Origin of the sequence: Pseudomonas sp. R1-43-08 (assembly GCF_003852255.1) — a bacterium.
GTDB lineage: Bacteria > Pseudomonadota > Gammaproteobacteria > Pseudomonadales > Pseudomonadaceae > Aquipseudomonas.
Genome location: NZ_CP027734.1, coordinates 2427895 through 2445788 on the forward strand (window position 1 = coordinate 2427895; position 17894 = coordinate 2445788).

15 protein-coding genes are annotated in these 17894 nt (G+C 63.1%); 7 read left to right on the forward strand and 8 right to left on the reverse strand.

Translation table 11 applies throughout. The features are described 5' to 3' along the window. Positions 1-47 precede the first annotated feature (47 nt). From tolQ to C4J87_RS11060, 3 genes are read left to right on the forward strand one after another with little or no spacing between them, the layout of a single operon-like run. Positions 48-740 (forward strand): protein TolQ, encoded by a 693-nt coding sequence (gene tolQ / locus C4J87_RS11050; protein ID WP_124366803.1) that lies wholly within the window; start codon positions 48-50, stop codon positions 738-740. A 15-nt stretch (positions 741-755) separates the two neighbouring features. Further along, on the forward strand, positions 756-1202 hold the full coding sequence (gene tolR / locus C4J87_RS11055) for a protein TolR (RefSeq protein WP_124362574.1): 447 nt from the start codon (positions 756-758) through the stop codon (positions 1200-1202). Then, positions 1199-1948: an energy transducer TonB gene (locus C4J87_RS11060; protein WP_124366804.1), complete on the forward strand. Its 750-nt coding sequence runs from the start codon at positions 1199-1201 to the stop codon at positions 1946-1948. Before tolR ends, C4J87_RS11060 begins: the two co-directional genes overlap by 4 nt. Positions 1949-2068: 120 nt before the next feature. Here the strand turns inward: C4J87_RS11060 and C4J87_RS11065 are convergent, their stop codons facing one another. The 6 genes from C4J87_RS11065 to C4J87_RS11090 all read right to left on the reverse strand — a co-directional run bounded on the left by C4J87_RS11065 (position 2069) and on the right by C4J87_RS11090 (position 8902). Continuing rightward, positions 2069-3013, reverse strand: coding sequence for a D-isomer specific 2-hydroxyacid dehydrogenase family protein (locus C4J87_RS11065; protein ID WP_124366805.1), 945 nt, complete (start codon positions 3011-3013; stop codon positions 2069-2071). Next, positions 3010-4179, reverse strand: a complete 1170-nt coding sequence (locus tag C4J87_RS11070; protein WP_124366806.1) for an acyl-CoA dehydrogenase family protein — start codon at positions 4177-4179, stop codon at positions 3010-3012. Before C4J87_RS11070 ends, C4J87_RS11065 begins: the two co-directional genes overlap by 4 nt. A 122-nt stretch (positions 4180-4301) precedes the next feature. Continuing rightward, complete coding sequence (locus C4J87_RS11075) at positions 4302-5642, reverse strand: LLM class flavin-dependent oxidoreductase (protein WP_124366807.1); 1341 nt, start codon at positions 5640-5642, stop codon at positions 4302-4304. Between the two features lie 10 nt (positions 5643-5652). Further along, positions 5653-6627: an ABC transporter substrate-binding protein gene (locus C4J87_RS11080; protein ID WP_124366808.1), complete on the reverse strand. Its 975-nt coding sequence runs from the start codon at positions 6625-6627 to the stop codon at positions 5653-5655. A gap of 83 nt (positions 6628-6710) precedes the next feature. Then, the gene (locus C4J87_RS11085) at positions 6711-8294 is read right to left on the reverse strand and encodes a rhodanese homology domain-containing protein (protein WP_124366809.1); all 1584 of its coding nucleotides are present in this window, start codon (positions 8292-8294) and stop codon (positions 6711-6713) included. Further along, entirely contained in the window at positions 8291-8902 is a 612-nt protein-coding gene (locus C4J87_RS11090) for a cysteine dioxygenase (RefSeq protein ID WP_124366810.1), read from the reverse strand. Before C4J87_RS11090 ends, C4J87_RS11085 begins: the two co-directional genes overlap by 4 nt. A gap of 213 nt (positions 8903-9115) precedes the next feature. Here C4J87_RS11090 and C4J87_RS11095 point away from each other — a divergent pair, with 213 nt between their 5' ends. Continuing rightward, complete coding sequence (locus C4J87_RS11095; RefSeq protein ID WP_124366811.1) at positions 9116-10021, forward strand: LysR family transcriptional regulator; 906 nt, start codon at positions 9116-9118, stop codon at positions 10019-10021. A gap of 167 nt (positions 10022-10188) precedes the next feature. Then, entirely contained in the window at positions 10189-10983 is a 795-nt protein-coding gene (locus C4J87_RS11100) for a class II aldolase/adducin family protein (protein ID WP_124366812.1), read from the forward strand. 54 nt (positions 10984-11037) lie between these two features. Here C4J87_RS11100 and tkt read toward each other — a convergent pair whose 3' ends face one another. Continuing rightward, positions 11038-13095, reverse strand: a complete 2058-nt coding sequence (gene tkt, locus C4J87_RS11105) for a transketolase (protein WP_124366813.1) — start codon at positions 13093-13095, stop codon at positions 11038-11040. A 175-nt stretch (positions 13096-13270) separates the two neighbouring features. On the opposite strand from tkt, the gene C4J87_RS11110 reads away from it, so the two are divergent. Continuing rightward, positions 13271-13495: a DUF465 domain-containing protein gene (locus C4J87_RS11110; RefSeq protein WP_124366814.1), complete on the forward strand. Its 225-nt coding sequence runs from the start codon at positions 13271-13273 to the stop codon at positions 13493-13495. Between the two features lie 75 nt (positions 13496-13570). On the opposite strand, the gene C4J87_RS11115 is transcribed toward C4J87_RS11110, so the two are convergent. Next, positions 13571-14947 (reverse strand): VOC family protein, encoded by a 1377-nt coding sequence (locus C4J87_RS11115; RefSeq protein WP_124366815.1) that lies wholly within the window; start codon positions 14945-14947, stop codon positions 13571-13573. Between the two features lie 198 nt (positions 14948-15145). On the opposite strand from C4J87_RS11115, the gene C4J87_RS11120 reads away from it, so the two are divergent. After that, positions 15146-17782 (forward strand): glucosidase, encoded by a 2637-nt coding sequence (locus C4J87_RS11120; RefSeq protein WP_124366816.1) that lies wholly within the window; start codon positions 15146-15148, stop codon positions 17780-17782. Positions 17783-17894: the final 112 nt, after the last annotated feature.

Sequence of the window (17894 nt, forward strand, 5' to 3'; positions counted from 1 at the left end):
GCTGTCATCACCCAGTCATGCATTTTTAATCGAATAGGAGCTTCACCATGCACGCGACAATGGAACATATGACGATCTGGAGCTTGATCAGCGACGCCAGCCTGTTGGTCAAGGCGGTGATGATCACCTTGCTGTTGGCATCCTTGATCAGTTGGTACCTGATCATCCGGCGCGGCAGTGTGCTGCGGCGCCTGGAGCGGCAGTTGCACGCCTTCGTGGTGCGCTTTCGCGCCGCATCGGACCTGCAACCGCTGTATCGCGACGCCGTGCAGGCGGGCGAAGGCGGTGTGGCGCCGATTTTTATCGCCGGCCTGCAGGAATACCAGCACCTGCAGCACCACGATCCCGCAGTGCTCGAAGGCGTGGAGCGCGCCTTGCAGGTGGCGATCACCGAGCAGGAGCTGGAGCTGGAAAAGGGCCTGCAATTTCTCGCGACTGTGGGCTCGGTCAGCCCCTACATCGGCCTGTTCGGCACGGTGTGGGGCATCATGAACTCCTTCCTCGGCTTGTCCCAGGTGCAACAGGCCACGCTGTCGACGGTGGCGCCGGGCATCGCCGAAGCCTTGATTGCCACGGCCATCGGCCTGTTCGCGGCGATCCCGGCCGTGATCGCCTACAACCGCTTTGCCGCGCGCAGCCAGAGCCTGCTCACGCGTTACTACGCCTTCGGCAACGAACTGCAAGTGCGCCTGCACCGCGCCCTGCGCGGTACCCCGATCAACCTGGCCGTGGCCGCCTGAACAAGGAGCGAACCGATGTTGACCAGGCCGCAACGCAAGCACGGGCCCAAGGCCGAGATGAACGTGGTGCCTTACATCGACGTGATGCTGGTGCTGCTGGTGATCTTCATGGTCACCGCGCCGATGCTGACCCAGGGTGTGAAGATCGAGTTGCCCAAGGTCGCCGCCGAGGCGCTGGCCACCGACACCCGCCAGCAGATCCTCACGCTGTCGGTGCAGGCGGACGGCGGTTACTACTGGAACCTGGGCGGCGAGCTCGACACCCGCAACCAGACCGACAGCGCCGTGAGCCTGGAGGAAATGGGCGCCAAGGTCATGCAGGTGGTGGCGGCGCGCAGCGACACCCAGGTGTATATCCGCGCGGACGACAACGCGGGGTACGGCCGCGTGGTGGCGGCCATGGCGGTGTTGCAGAAGGGCGGTGTCAGCAACCTGGGGCTGGTGACCGAGGCCCCGCAATGACGGCGATGATCATGCACAGCCTGACACAGGCGCGGGCGCCACACAGCGACGGGATGTGGCGCATCAGCCTCGCGGCAGGCCTCGCCGTGGCGTTGCATGTGGCGGTAGTGGCGGCATTGATGCTGGGCTGGTCGCCGGAGAAACCGGTGGTGGACGCGCCACGGGTGATGCACACGCAACTGGTGATGATGCCGGCGCCTGAGCCTGAGCCTGTAGCGCCCGCATTGCCTGAGCCGGTTGCGGTCCCGGTACCGGTACCGGCCAAACCGACGGTTGACCCGCAGATCCAGGCGCAGAAAATCGAGAAGGCCGCTCTGGCGCGCAAACGGGTCGAAGCGCAGAAAATCGAGCAGCAACAGCAGCGCCTGGCCACCGAGCAGCGCAATCGGGAGCTGGAGCAGCAACGTCTGGAACAGCAACGGGTGGCTTCCGAGAAAGCCCAAGTTGCTGTACCGGTAACCACCCCGGCGTTCGACAGCCGCCAATATCAGCCCTTGAGCAAGGAAGCGCCGGACTACCCGGAGCGCGCACTGGACAAAAATATTGAAGGCGACTGTTCGGTGGAATACACCGTCAATACCCAGGGCCGCGTGGAAAATCCCAAGGTGCTGGACGGCTGTCATCCGTTGTTTATCCGGCCTTCGCTGGCGGCGGCGAATACCTTTCGCTATCAGCCCAGGGTCGTCGACGGCAAGCCAGTCGCAGTGCCGGCGGTGCGCAACACCTTCCACTACCGCATCAAATAATGGCGAACACCGAACCAATGTGGGAGGGGGCTTGCTCCCGATTGCTGAGTGTCAGCCACTGCATCTTTTGACTGACCCACCGCTATCGGGAGCAAGCCCCCTCCCACAGTTGGTTTTGCATCAGGCGTTCGCTACGTTGGCTAACTCAAGGCCGTCCACGTAGCGCTCCAGATTGGCCAGAAACGTATCGGCAATCTCATTGCGGCTATTGGTCGAAATCGCCGACGTATGCGGCGACAACCGCACCCGTGGATGGCTGTACAACGGATGCCCCTCCGGCAACGGCTCCGGCTCGGTCACGTCCAGTGACGCCAGGCCGATCTGGCCGTTATCCAGCGCGGCCAGCAATGCTTCCTGATCCAGCAACCCACCGCGCGCGATATTGATCAGGTGCAGCCCCGGTTTGGCGCTGCCCAGCACGTCACGGTTGATGATGTGCCGCGTGGCCTCGGTCAGCGGTGCTGCCACCACCAGGTGGTCGGCACGGGCGAACAGGTCGTGGATGTCCTTGGCGGCTTCTACACCCACGCCAAACGGTGCCAGGCTCTGCCGCAACGCGACGACATTGATGCCCAGGGCCAGGGCTTTTTGCGCCAGGCTTTGACCAATCGCGCCGAAGCCGAGGATGCCCAGGGTGGTGCCCTTGAGTGGGCGCAGGGCGGTGAATTGCCAGTGCGCGTCTTTCACCCAAATGTCCGGCAAATGCTTGGACGCGGCAAAGATCGCCGCCAGGGCGAACTCGGCGAGGTTGTCGGCGGCGCTGCCCCGTGAGGTGGTGACGGGAGGGCCGTTGAACAGCCAATGCGGGTAGAAGTCGATGCCCGATGACACCAGGTGCACCCATTGCGCGCCGTAGGGCCAGCCCGGTGGTGGCGTATCCGGTGCGGTGTAGCCGCGCACATTGATAGGGCGCAGCAGCAGGATATTCGCCTGGGGCGGCAGGTCGCTCGGCACGCCGGCGGGCACGCCGATCACCTGGGCGTGGGGGTGCCGCGTGGCCAGACGTGCGCGGATTACGTCGTTGTAGTCCTCGTCCAACTGGCTGGCAATAATCAGCTGACTCATGTGCGTTCCTTCTGGCGTTGGGCGAACACCGCTTTACCGACGCCTTGCAGCACGGCGTCGTTCTGCGGGGTGTGGACGCGACTGCACAGCACATCGCGGTAGTGCCGTTGCAGTGGGCTGTGCCGTGACAGGCCGGGGTTGCCCGAGGCTTCGATGGCCAACTCGACCGCGCGGATAGCGTTGCCAGTCACCAAGTACTTCAATTGCGCCGCGTTGGCGGCCGGCGTATGGCCGTCGGCGGCGGCATCGAGCAGGCTGCGGTTGGCAAACAGCAGGGTGTCGATATGGCCGACGGTCTCCTGGAAACGCGGCAAGGTGGACAGCGCCGCGCCGAGGTTCGACGGTTGGCGTTCTTCGAGCCAGTTCACCAGCCAGTCCCGCGCGGCCTGGGCCACGGCGTCGTACACCGATGACAGCAGCACCGACATCCACAGCAAGCCCTCGCCATCCAGCTCCGGCTGCGGCGCGCTGCGCGGGCTGACGCTGACGGCGTGGTCCAGCGGCACCAGCACGTTGTCGAGCACCACTTCATGGCTGCAGGTGGCGCGCATGCCCAGGTGATCCCAGGTATCGATGATGCTCACGCCGGGGCTGTCCTTGGGCACCAGCCAGGCGCCTACCAGCGGGTCGGCATCGTCGCTGCGCGCCCACACGCTGAACCAGCTCAGGCCATGGCTGCCGGTGGAGTAGATTTTGCGCCCGCTGATGCGCCAGCCGTCGGCGCTGCGTACGGCGGTGGTCGCCGGCAAGCCGCCACGGGCCGGCGTGCCCAGGTCGGGCTCGACGCGCAGGGCATTGATCAGCGCGCCATGGCGCACCGCGTCTTCGCCGACGCGCACACGCAGGTGCCGGGGCCAGGTCTTGCTGTCCTGCAAGCGGCTGTGCTGCAGGTATTGCATCACCAGGATCAGCGCGGTGGAGGGCTCGCCCTTGGCAATCGCACTGATGGCCTTGCGCGCCAGGGGCAGGCTGGCACCGCCGCCGCCGAGGGCGCTGGGCACGGTGAGGGCGATCAGACCGTGCTCATGCAGCCGCTTGAAATTATCGTGGGGGAAGGCGCCGCTTTCATCGTACAGGTGAGCGGTACTGGCCAGTTCGGCGCTGAGGCGCTCGAGCAGAGTGTCGAAATCGACGGCCTCCACAGCGCGTAAAGATGATTGAGTCATGAGCATGTACTCGGTCAAAAATGTGGGAGGGGGCTTGCCCCCGATGGCGGTGTATCAGGCGGCACATTCATTGGCTGAACCACCGCTATCGGGAGCAAGCCCCCTCCCACAAGGGATAGTGATCAGGCCAGGGCTTTTTCGGGGGCTTCAACCACGCTGTAGCGGTTGGCCGGTACGTCCAGGCCGAGGTTGTCGCGCAACGTCTGGCCGCTGTACTCGGTACGAAACAACCCACGCTGCTGCAGCACCGGCACTACCAGCTCAGTGAAGTACTGCAAGCCATCGGGCAGTACCGAGTTGATGATGAAGCCATCGCTGGCTCCCTCTTCGAACCAGCGCTGGATCGCATCGGCGACCTGCTCCGGTGTGCCGACGAAGTCGCGCTTGGGCCGCGAGAACCGCAGCGCCACTTCGCGCAGGGTCAGGCCTTCGTCCCGGGCCAATTGCTTGATGCGCTCGGAGCCGCCTTTCTGGCTGTTGGCGCCCAGGTCGCCGAGGTCCGGGAACGGTGCGTCGAGCGGGTATTGGCTGAAGTCATGGTCGTTGAACGGGCGGCCGAGGGCGACGATTGCATCTTCGACGGTGACCAGTTCCACCGCCTGCTGGTACCGGCTTTCCACTTCGGCAGCATCGCGCCCGACAATCGGGCGGATACCCGGCAGGATCGACAGGCTGTCCGGGTCACGCCCAAAGCCCTTGGCCCGGCGTTTGAGGTCGGCGGTATAGGCTTTGCCCTCGTCGACAGTCTCCACATGCACAAAGATCGCATCGGCATTCTGCGCGGCGAAGTTGCGCCCGTCTTCCGAGGTACCGGCCTGGAAAATCACCGGCTGGCCCTGGCGCGAACGCGCAATATTCAGCGGGCCCTTGACCGAGAAAAATTCGCCCTGGTGGTTAAGCGCATGCAGCTTGTGCGGGGTGAAGAATTCGCCGCTGTGCTTGTTATAGGCAAAGGCGTCGTCTTCCCAGGAGTCCCACAGGCCCTTGACCACATTCAGGTGTTCCTTGGCGATGCGGTAGCGCACGGCGTGAGGCGGGTGTTCGGCTTTGCCGAAGTTATCGGCGGTGCCGCTCAGCCACGAAGTGACCACGTTCCAACCGGCGCGGCCACCGCTGATATGGTCCAGCGAGGCAAACTGGCGCGCCACCTGGTAGGGCTCGGTGTAGCTGACGGTCACGGTGGCGACCAGGCCGATGTGCGTGGTCAGCGCGGCCAGGGCCGAAAGGATGGTCAGCGGTTCAAACCGGTTGAGGTAGTGCGGGCTGGACTTGGCGTGGATATGCAGGCTGTCGGCGATGAACACGAAGTCGAACCGGGCGGTTTCGGCCAGTTCGGTCTGCTGTTTGTAAAAGCCGAAATTCGTGCTGGCGTTGGGTTGCGCCTGCGGGTGGCGCCATTCGCCCCAACCGTGGCCGACGCCGTGAACCATGGCACCGAGTTTCAATTGACGTGGCTTGCTCATGTTCTGCTCCTTAGCGCGATGCTTGGGAATTGGGGGCACGCTGGGTGTTGAAGCTTTTGTCGAAGCCTTGGGACACGTCGATGCGCCGGCTCAACAGGCCTTCCTTCTGGTAGGTGTCGGCGGTAGCTTGCAGGCCGCTGATCACCGCGTCGTCAATCTGCACCGGGGACAGGTGGGTGTCCTTGGCCACTTCAATGTGCACCGCCAACGGCAGGCCGGTGATTTTGGCCTGGGCGGCGGCGTATTCGTCGGGGTGGTTGTTGGCCCAGGCGTAGGCCCGGTCGACGCGGGCGACAAAGTCATCCAGTTGCACGCGCTTGTCGGCAATGGCCTGGGCGGTGGCGGCGAAGTACAGGTGGTTGCTCAGCAGGTTCCTGCCGCTGACCAGCACACGGGCGTTGCTTTGTGAGGTGACTACGGTGGTGTACGGGTCCCAGGTCGCCCAGGCATCGGCGGTGCCGTTATCCAGCACCAAGCGGGATTCGGCGGGCAGCAGGAAAATGAACTGCACATCCTTTGACGTCAGGCCGGCGCTGGCCAGGGCCTTGATCGCCAGGTAATGGCCGATGGAGCCGCGCCCGGTGACGATTTTCTTGCCCTTGAGGTCGGCTGCGGTCTTGATCGGCGAATCCTGGGGCACCAGCAACGCGGTGGTGTTACGCCCTTCGGCGTGGATGATGCTGATCACTTTGAGCGACGCACCGGCGCCGAGGGCGAACACATAGGGCGCATCGCCCAGGGCGCCGACATCCACCGCGCCGGCATTCAACGCTTCGCCCAGGGGCGAGGCCGAGGGGAATTCCGACCACTTGATCTCGTACGGCACGTTTTTAGTTTCGCCGGAGGCTTCCAGCAGCGCCTTGATCGTCGACTTCTGGTTGGCCACGCGCAAGGGTTGCAGGTCGGCGGCGTGGGCATTGGCAAGCAGGCCGAGTGCCAGGGCGCCGCCCAGCAGCAGGCGTGAGAGGGGCGTATTGAACAGCATGGGACAGACTCCAGGCGTTGGGTAAAGGAAGGTACCTCCGCCTGGAGAAGGGGTCGGATATCCGGGAACGGTGCTGCGGTGGATCAGATCACGTAGAAACCGTGGGTGCCGTCGCGGGCCAGTTGCTCGACCAGGCCGAATTCCCAATCCAGGTAGGCCTGCATGGCTTCCCGTGGGTTATCGGTGCCTTCATAGGGGCGGCGGTAGCGGTCGATACGCGGTGACGCCAGGTGCGTTTCGCCTTCTTCGAGCGGCAGTTGCGCGGCGATCCAGGTGGCGGTGCCGCCCTCCAGCAAGAACACTTGCCTGCCGGTCAGGGCTTCGACTTCGGGCACCGCCAGGCGCGCCAACTGGCTGCTGCCGCAGGTCAATACGTAGCGCTGCGCGCGGGGCACTTTTGCCAGCGCCTGGGGCAGTTGCGCACGCAACGTCCACCAGGCACCGGGGATATGGCGCTTCACGTAATTGGCGCTGGCGGTGAAGTCCAGCACCACCGTGTCGTCATGTTCGAGCCAGTCGGCGAGGGTGTGCGCGCTGATCAATTCGGCCTGGGGTGGCGCGGGCACCGGCGCGACCCAGGCGCCGTGTTCGCTGAAATGCGCGGCGTGCACCTCGTCGAGCACATAGACGTCCCAACCCAGCTGGGCGAGCCAGGACGCCGACATATTTGCACGCACGCCGTCATCGTCCACCAGCACCAGGCGCGCGCCACGCACGCTGGCGACATGGTCGGTTTCCTGCACCAGTTGCCCCCCCGGTGTGGAGCGGGCGCCGGGCAGGTGGCCGGCCTCGAATTCTTCCGGGGTGCGCACGTCGAACAGGTAGGTGGTGCGTGTCGCGTCCTGCTGCCAGCGTTGCAGATCATCGAGGGTGGCACGGCCGACGCGGGCCTTGTCGGCCACGCCGCGGGCAGCTTGAGCGGCGATCTGGCGATGTTCCTCGCTGGTGGGCGCAAAGCGCCTTGCTTGACCATGGGCGAGTGTCTGCCCGGCCAGGGTCCAGCCGATGGTGCCGTTGCGCAGCGCCGACACCGGGTTGGCTACGCCGGCATTGATCAATGACTGGGTGCCGATAATGCTGCGGGTACGCCCGGCGCAGTTGACGATAATGCGCGTAGCCGGGTCCGGGGCCAGTTCACGGGCGCGCAGCACCAGTTCGGCGCCCGGCACGCTGATGCCGGTGGGGATGCTCATGGTCTGGTATTCATCGAAACGCCGGGCGTCGAGCACCACCACATCGGCCTGGCTGTCGAGCAGCGCCTGGACTTCCTCGGCCGCCAGGGACGGCGTGTGGCGCTGGCTTTCCACCAGTTCGCCAAAGGCCTTGCTCGGTACGTTGACGTCGATAAACAGCTCGCCACCGGCCTGGCGCCAGCCCTCAAGCCCACCTTCCAGCAGGCTGACCTGGGTGTAACCCAGCGCAACCAGGCGTTCGGCGGCGCGCTCGGCCAGACCTTCACCGTTGTCGTACAGCGTGACCTGCGTATCGCGACGTGGAATGCGCGCATACACCTCGAGTTCCAGCCTGGACAGGGCAATGTTCACGGCAAACAGCGGGTGGCCTTCGGCATACGGCGCTTCCTCGCGCACGTCTACCAGGGCGACTTCCTCATGGTCCAACAGGGCCTGGCGAATCCGGGCGTAGTTGCGGGTCGATACGGTGCTCATAGGGCAGGGCTCTTTTCTTTGGACAGGTCCCAGATATTCGGGAGGTAGGCGTTGGAATAACCGGAGATAAACAGCTTCTCGCTGCCGTCGGGTTGATACACCGCTCGACGCACCGCGCCGATGTTGGCGCCGTACACATGAATGCTGATGGACACCTGGTCGTCGTAGGCATTGCTCACCTGATGGATATCACCGATCTTGGGCGACACCGCTTCGACTTGGCCCGGCAGCAGTTGCACCGGCGTGCCCTCGGCGACCAGCGCGCCATCGGGCGCCCGCGCAAAACCCTGGGAAAATTCTGCGCCGCGCAACATGCCGATCAGCCCCCACACCCGATGATCATGAATCGGCGTGCGTTGACCCGGCCCCCACACAAAGCTGACGATACTGAAACGCTGGCGCGAGTCGGCATGCAGCAGAAATTGCTGATAGCGCTCGGGGTCGGGTTGGGCGAATGCGTCGGGGAGCCAGTCATCATGGCTGACCAGTTGCGCCAGCAGCTTGCCGCCACGGTGCAGCAGGTCGCCCTCGCGCGGGTTGCCGTCGATCAGCTCAGCCAAGGCGCCGATAAAGGCGCGTAATCTCTCGGGGTGTCGGGCCTGGCTCATGAACATTCCATTCGCGGTAGTTGATGGGCTTATCTAAGCATAATGTTTGTGGTTAATATGCTATTTTTTAATGATTAGCTTATAGCTGTAAGTAATTTAGAATTGTCCTGTATAGCGTTAGACGTTATTGATCACAGCACGGGCTATCCAGACCGGGTGACGCCAACTATGCTTGGCGCACATCTTAATGACTGTTCTCTATGTGCGGCCCAAATGAAAATTGACGATATCGATGCCTTTGTCGAAGTGATTCGTTGCCAGTCCATCAGCCATGCCGCCGAGTCGTTGCAGTTGACCCAGCCGGCCATCACCCGCCGTGTGCAGAACTTCGAGCAGGCGCTGGGGGTTGAGCTGTTCGACCGCAACACCAAACCGCTCAAGCCTACGCTGATCGGCACCCGGGTGTATGAGCAGTGCCGCTCGATCCTGCGCGAGATGGACGCGCTGCGCGAGCTGGTTGCCACCGACGCACCGCCCAGCGGCGTGCTGCGCCTGGGGGTGCCGCAGACCATCGGCGACGTGGTGCTGCTCGATGCGCTCAAGCACCTGCGCAGCGAGTACACCGACCTGCGCGCCCAGGTGGCTACCGGCTGGGGCAGCCAGTTGGTCGGCAAGATCGAGCGCGGCGAGCTGGATGCGGCGGTGGCGTTATTCCCGGCGGGCAAGATTTTTCCGGACAACATCGTTGGTGAGTCCATCGGCAAGATGGACCTGGTGGTGGTGTGCGCCACGGCGCAACTGCCGAAAAAGCCGTGCAAGCTGGCCGACGTGTACCAGCACGGTTGGATCCTCAACCCGGACGGCTGCGGCTTCCGTGCCGGTCTGCAACGTACCCTGTCGGACCAGGGCCTGGCCTTGCGGGTGAACCTGGAAACCTTCGGCACCGAGTTGCAATTGGGGCTGGTGGCGGATGGGCTGGGCCTTGGCCTGGTGCCGCGCCCGTTGCTTGCGCGCAGTGCCCATCGCGAGCAACTGGCGGTGATGCCGTTGAAGGACTTCAAGCCGGTGATGGATTTATGGCTGATCTATCCGCACTTTCTTGGCAACCTGCAAGGGCCGGTGGATGCGTTTGGTCAATGGGTAGCCGATTCCCTGCACAAGATCCGCAACGCTGCCTGAATCCGTGTGGGAGGGGGCTTGCTCCCTCCCACATTTGTTATGTGTAGTTGCCGAGAATTTTATAAAAATTAATAATAATTAGCTTAGATTAAAATGTGCTTTTTATTATTTTTGCGCATCGCCTAGGCTGGCCGGGAAGTCCTTAAGGCCATCCAGGAAGTTTTGCCATGAGCAGCGTCACCTCGCTATCGAGCGTTTCCAGTACCGTCCGCCAACGCGTCACGCCAGAGGAATGGGAGGTGCGCGTCAAACTGGCCGCCGCCTATCGGCTGGCGGCCTTGTACAACTGGACCGACCATATCTACACGCATTTCTCCGCCCGTGTACCGGGCCCCGAGGAACATTTCCTGATCAACGCCTTCGGCCTGCTGTTCGATGAAATCAGCGCCTCCAACCTGGTCAAGGTCGACCTCGACGGCACCCTGGTCGATGACCCCACCGGCCTTGGCATCAACTACGCCGGTTACGTGATCCACAGTGCCATCCATGGCGCGCGCCACGACCTGCAGGCGGTGCTGCACACCCATACCCGCGACGGTATTGCGGTGTCCGCGCAGAAGGACGGGCTGTTACCGATCTCCCAGCATTCCATCGCGTTTTCCGGACGCGTGGCCTATCACGGCTACGAGGGCGTGGCCCTGGACCTGGACGAACGCGAGCGGCTGGTGGCGGACCTGGGCGACAAGAGCGTGATGATCCTGCGCAACCATGGGCTGTTGACCGCAGGCATCAGCGTGGAGCATGCATTCCAGCAGTTGCAGGGGTTGGAGCGCGCCTGCAACATCCAGATTGCGGCGCAGGCAGGCGGGAATGCGGAACTGGTATTTCCACCGGCTGAAGTGGTGGCCAGGGTCGAGGAGCAGGCCAAGGTCTTCAGCAGCGGCGAAGGGCCTGGGGTAACGCGGCATTGGAATGCGTTGATCCGGAAGTTGGAGCGTAGCGATACCGACTACAAGAATTGAGCCGTCGCCAGTCTGGATGCAGCAGGGGGCAAGCCCCCTGCGCATCGAGAGGGGTTACTCAGCCCGGTTGTGCTGGAGCTGCTGCTTGGCCAGCTTCACCACATTTTCCTTAGTGAACCCGTACTTTTCCTGCAACTTCGCCAGCGGTGCCGACGCGCCAAAGCTGTTCATCACCACTTTGGCGCCGGTCTGCCCGACGTAGCGGTCCCAGCCCAACGGGCCGGCCTGTTCCACCACCACGCGCGCCTTCACCGCCGGCGGTAACACGCTGTCGCGGTAGGCCTGGTCCTGGTCTTCGAACAGTTCCCAACTCGGCATCGACACCACCTGCGCGGCAATGCCTTCGTCCGTGAGTTGTTCGTAGGCGGCGACCGCCAGGCTGACTTCACTGCCCGTGGCGATCAGGATCACTTCAGGCTTGTCTGCGCCGGCCAGCACGTAGGCGCCTTTGGCCGCACCGGAGGCGGCGGCATAGCGGCTGCGATCCAGGGTTGGCAGCGGTTGGCGCGACAACACCACGCAGCTTGGTCGATCGGTCTGTGCCAGCGCCACCTTCCACAATTCCAGGGTTTCATTCGCGTCCCCTGGGCGCAGGGTCAACAGGCCTGGGGTGGCGCGCAGTTGGGTCAGGTGTTCGATGGGCTGGTGGGTGGGGCCGTCTTCGCCGACGCCGATCGAGTCATGGGTAAACACGAAGACCACCGGCAACTCCATGATCGCCGCCAGGCGGATCGGCGGTTTCATGTAATCGCTGAACACCAGGAACGTCGAGGTGTACGGCCGCAGGTAGGACAGCGCCATGCCGTTGGCAATTGCGCCCATGGCGTGCTCGCGAATGCCGAAGTGCAGGTTGCGCCCGCTGTAGTCATCGGCACTGAAACGGCCGGCGCCGTCGAAGGTGAGATTGGTCTTGGTCGAGGGTGACAAATCCGCCGAACCGCCGAGCAACCAGGGGATGTGTTGGGCGAAGGCGTTCAGCACTTCGCCGCCGGATGCACGGCTGGCGACACCCTTGGCATCGGTCGCAAAGCGCGGCAGGTCGGCCTGCCAGTGCTCGGGCATTTCTCCGGCGCGCATGCGCTGCAGTTCATCGGCGCGTTGCGGGTCGAGGGATGACAGGGTCTGGTTCCACTCGGCATACAGCGGCTCGGCACGCTCATGCAGTGCGTCGCGCAACGTGGTGCGCGCCTCATCGGGCACCAGGAAACTGGAATCCTCTGGCCAGCCATACGCGGCTTTGGTCAAGCGAATTTCATCCTCGCCCAACGGCTCGCCGTGGGCCGCAGCGGTGTTGTGTTTGTGCGGCGAGCCGTAGCCGATCACGCTATCGACCACGATCAGGGTCGGCGCGCCGGTATTGGCCTTGAAGGTTTCCAGCGCCACGCTCAGCGCCTGCAGGTCATTGGCATCGGTGACATGCACGGTGTGCCAGCCATACGCCTGGAAACGCTTGATCACATCTTCACTGAAGGCCAGTTCGGTGTGGCCCTCGATGCTGATGGTGTTGTTGTCGTAGATCCAGCACAGGTTATCCAGGCGCAAATGTCCGGCCATCGACGCCGCTTCGCTGCTGATGCCTTCCATCATGTCGCCGTCACCGCACAGGGTGTAGACGTCGTAGTCGAACAGCACCTGGTCGTCGCGGTTGAACCGCTGGGCCAGCCACCGCTCGGCCATCGCCATGCCCACGCTGTTGGCGCAGCCCTGGCCCAAGGGGCCGGTGGTGGTTTCCACCCCGGTGGTCATGCGGTACTCGGGGTGGCCCGGGGTTTTGGAACCCATTTGCCGGAACTGCTTGATATCGTCCAGGCTGACCGCCGGCTGCCCGGAGCGCTTGCCGTGGGCATCGATTTCTACCACGCCGGCCAGGTGCAGCAGCGAGTACAGCAGCATCGACGCATGCCCCACCGACAACACGAAGCGGTCGCGGTTGGGCCAGTCGGGATGTTCCGGGTGGTAGCGCAGGAAGCGACTCCACAACGTGTAGCCCACCGGCGCCAGGCCCATGGGCGTGCCAGGGTGGCCCGAGTTGGCCTTCTGCACGGCATCCATGGCCAGTGTGCGGATGGTGTTGATGCATTGCGTGTCGGCAGCAGTGGCAGTGTGATTCATAAAAACCGGTCTCCCTCGGGTGGCGATCTACAGTGGAGGGCAGGGCACGGCAAAGGTTTGATTGCATCGCCGAGGTTACGACGAACGGAGAGGGTTTGACCTTGAACATGACAAGACCCCTGGGAATGGGCTAGCTTCAAGGGGTAGGCCATTGATCAACTTGTGGAGGTACGCCATGCCAGTGAAACACGACCTGTATCAGGACTTGGGGATGAGCAAGGAAGCTGTTCACGAACGCAGGGCGAGTGACAAGCGTCTGGACTCGTTGCTCACGCAATACGACGCTGCCGATGGGGAGGTGCTGAAGGCGGAGTCGGCAAGTGCCAACGATGAGGATGTGGAAAAACTGAAGAAGAAACGGCTGTTGATCAAAGATGAGATTGTCGCAAAGTTGAGTTGAGCAAACCCCCAACCCGTGGCGAGGGAGCAAGCTCCCTCACCACAACCCGTGCCCCATTCGAATGTGCAGATTTTTTTATACCAGCAGCGTGCTCATGCATTGATCCACGGAACGCTGCTGCGTCTCGCCATACAGCTGCAACTCGTCAATCGTGCTGCGGCCCAACGCCTGCTCAAACTCATCCTTGTTTGAATTCGCCGTGTAATGACTCTGCGCCGCATCGCCCAGGTTCGACTGAAAAATCCCCGCCGCGCTCACCGGCAGGAAATCCTCGTACACCAGCGGTTCAACCTCTACATGCCCCGCGCTGATCAATGCCTCCAGTGTGCGTGGTTGGTCGAGTTGGCCGCGGGCCGCCAGGCCTTTTTCAGTGGGGAAATAGCGGAAGTACGCCAAGCCTTGTTCACGCATTTGCGCGTGATCATCCGGGAAGGCCTGGAAGTGTTGCTCCATCAATTGTTCATAACGCGTGGCATTGGACTCGTTCGGGAAGGCACCGAGTTCATCGCGGGCGGCATTCAGCAGTTGGTCGTACAGGGCACGCCCTTTGGGGGTGAGCGCGACGCCGCGCTGTTCGATTTCGCCGAAGCGTGCGCTGTGGCTGCCCTGGGCATCGGTAAAGCCAATGGGTTCGTCGAGGGCCTTGAAGCTGGTCTGGCGCAGCAGGATCGGGCACTTGCGCCGAGGTGGGCCTTCGATCACGGCTTTGGGGGTGATGCCGTGGCCGGGCATGGCCGCCTGCACCTGGTCGATGTCCAGGGTGCGCGGGGTGAGGTGATTGATATGCGGGCCTCTGAAGGCCACTACGTCGGCGATCAGGCGATGCTGGTCGCTGAGTTGCCGATACTGCGCGGCCGTGACGGTGGCGGTGGGGTGCCAGCGAAACGTCTCCAGCGCCTGGCGAATGAATTCCTCGGCGTCAGAGGCTCCGAGGCCGCCGTGTTTTTCCGCCTGTTCGATCAGCGCCAGGGCGCCGGGGGTGAAGATCGAGCGCTTGGCCAGGGCGGTTTCGGCGAAGCTGCGCAGCGCTGGGCTTTCGATCAGCTCCAGGCGCAGCAGCGAGGTGAACACGCGAAACGGGCTGGTTTGCAGCGACTGTTCGTGGACGGCGCGAAAGGCCGTGGAATGGACCGGCACGCCAGCCGGTGTCAGGTCGTAATAGCCCACCGGTTGCATGCCCATGACCGCGAACAGACGATTGATGATCGCCAGTTCCGCAGCGGTGCCCAGGCGGATCGCACCGTGGCGCTCCATGTCCAGGCGCTCGATCTCACCCGTACGTCGCAGGTGCTCGGCCAGGCCCGGGTTGCGCTCCAGCACCTGTGCGTTGGTCTGGGCCACCAGGGTCATCAGCGCGCCGTACAACGGCACTTCATCCCTGTACATATCGGACATCGCCCGGGAAAAGCCCTTACGGATCTCGTCGGGGCTGACATGTGCGGTACCTGGCATAGAAAAATTCCTGAAGGCTGAGGCGAGATGTGTGGCTTTCCCTGGATTTTGTTGGGCCCAAGAGGCGCGTGCAAACGAAGTTTCCTCTGGACTTCATTCTGCAAATGAATGAGGTGACGGCCCTATGCAGTCTTCATGTGCATCCGGGCGGCATTGGGTTCTACACTGCTGCTCATCAGACCGGCGATGGAGGACTCAATGACGGCCGCACCCACACACCGAATGCTCGACACCCTCGAAGGTCAACGTCTGGCGACGGAGCATGCAGAAAGCTGGCGCGAGTGGGGGCCGTACCTGAGTGAACGCCAATGGGGCACCGTACGCGAGGACTACAGCGCCGACGGCGACGCCTGGGCCTATTTTCCCCATGAACATGCCCGCAGCCGCGCCTACCGGTGGGGCGAGGATGGCCTGGCCGGTTTCAGCGACAAGGCGCAACGCTGGTGCCTGGGCCTGGCGCTGTGGAACGAACGCGACGCGATCCTCAAGGAGCGCCTGTTCGGCCTCGATAACGCCGAAGGCAACCACGGTGAAGACGTCAAGGAACTGTACTTTTTCGTCGATGGCGTGCCGAGCCATGCCTACATGCGCATGCTCTACAAATACCCCCATGGAGCGTTTCCCTACGCCGACCTGATCGCCGAAAACGCCCGCCGTGGGCTGGCTGACGCTGAGTATGAAATCCTCGATACCGGCGTGTTTGACGATAACCGCTACTGCGACGTCAGCGTTGAATACGCCAAGCATCAACCCGACGATATTTTCATGCGCATCACCGTGCACAACCGTGCCGAGCAACCCACGCGCCTGCAGGTATTGCCCCAGCTGTGGGCGCGCAATGACTGGAGCTGGACCTTCGACGCCCCCAAGCCCGGCTTGACCCTGGACGGTGACCGCGTGCGAGCGCGTCATCATGAGCTGGGCGACCGCCATCTCAGCGCCTGGGGCCAGGACGGCGTGGAATGGTTGTTTTGTGAAAACCAGACCAACGTCCCCAGGCTGGGTGGGCCGGCGGCGCCGGGGCCGTTCAAGGACGGCATCAACGATTACGTGGTCGGCGGTGTGCAAGACGCGATTCGCCGAGATACGGGCACCAAGGTGGCGGCGCGGTTCGTCCTGGAACTGGCGGGTCAGGAGCGCAAAGTCCTGTACCTGCGCTTTGCCCCTGTGGACGCGCCCGAGGTCAATGCGCGCAAGCTGTTCGAACAGCGCCGCCAGGAGGCCGATGATTTCTACGCGGCGCTGCAGCAAGGCATCGCCGACGAAGATGCACGCAACGTGCAGCGTCAAGCCCTGGCCGGGTTGCTGTGGTCCAAGCAGTTGTACTATTTCGACGTGAACCAGTGGCTCGACGGCGACCCGGCCCAGCCCGCGCCGCCGCCCGAGCGCCTGCATCTGCGCAATACCCATTGGCGGCACCTGTCCAACTTCGACATTCTCTCCATGCCCGACACCTGGGAATACCCGTGGTACGCCTCGTGGGACCAGGGCTTCCAGGCGGTGGCGATGGCGCTGATCGATCCGGGCTACGCCAAGCAACAGCTGTTGTTGCTGGTGAAGGACCGCTTCATGCACCCCAATGGCCAACTGCCGGCTTATGAGTGGCGCTTCGACGATGCCAACCCACCCGTGCATGCCTGGGCCAGCTGGCGCGTGTATCAGCAGGACAAGGCGTTGACCGGTGTGGGCGACCTAGACTTTCTGGAGCGGATTTTCCACAAACTGCTGCTGAATTTTTCCTGGTGGGTCAACCGCAAGGACGCCGAGGGCCGCAACCTGTTCCAGGGCGGCTTTCTCGGGCTGGACAATATCGCCCTGTTCGACCGCTCTGCCGCGCTGCCACCGGGCTATCAGCTGGACCAGGCGGACGGTACGGCGTGGGTGGCCGCCTATGCGCTGGACTTGATGCGCATCGCCCTGGAGCTGGCCAAGCGCAATGGCGTGTACGTGGATATCGCGGTGAAGTTCTTCGAGCACTTCCTGTACATCGCCGGCGCCATCAACCGCGTCGACGACAGCGCCGACGGGCTGTGGGATGAGCAGGATCTGTTTTTCTACGACGTGCTGCACCGCCCCGATGGCGAGAGCGAACCGGTGCGCCTGCGTTCTATCGTCGGGCTGATGCCGTTGTTCGCGGTGCTGGTGCTGGAGCAGCGCGAGCATGAAGGCCTGGCGGGCTTGCGCGAGCGGCTGTTGGGCTTCATGCACCATCGGCCGGACCTGGCCAGGCTGGTATCGCGTTGGAACGAACCGGGGCAGGGCAATCGGCTGCTACTGGCATTGCTGCGCGGTGAGCGCACCAAGGATTTGCTGCGGCGCATGCTGGATGACGATGAGTTCTTGTCGGCGTTTGGCGTGCGCTCCTTGTCCAAGGCCTTCGCCGAGCAGCCCCTGGCCCTGAAGATGAATGGCAACACCCTGTGCGCCAGTTACCAGCCCGGCGAATCCGATTCACGTTTGTACGGTGGCAACTCCAATTGGCGCGGGCCGTTGTGGATGCCTGTCAACTACATGCTGATTGAGTCGCTGCGTGAATTTCATCGCTATTACGCGGATAACTTTTCGGTGGAATACCCCAAGGGCAGCGGTTATCTGTCATCCCTGGAGGAAGTGGCCGACAGCCTCAGTCAGCGCCTGACCGGGTTGTTTCTAAGGGACGAAAATGGCCTGCGCCCGTCGATGGCGGCGTATGCACAGTTGGAGGCGGACCCGCTCAGCCGTGACCTGGTGTTGTTCCATGAGTATTTTCATGGGGAGACCGGCAGGGGGTTGGGGGCGTCGCACCAGACAGGGTGGAGTGCGCTGGTGGCGTTGTTGCTGCAACCTAAAACTTAACGTGGGAGGGGGCTTGCTCCCGATGGCGGTGTCTCAGCCAGCTCACCTGTCACTGATACACCGCTATCGGGAGCAAGCCCCCTCCCACATTGGATCTTCATCAAATTCAGGT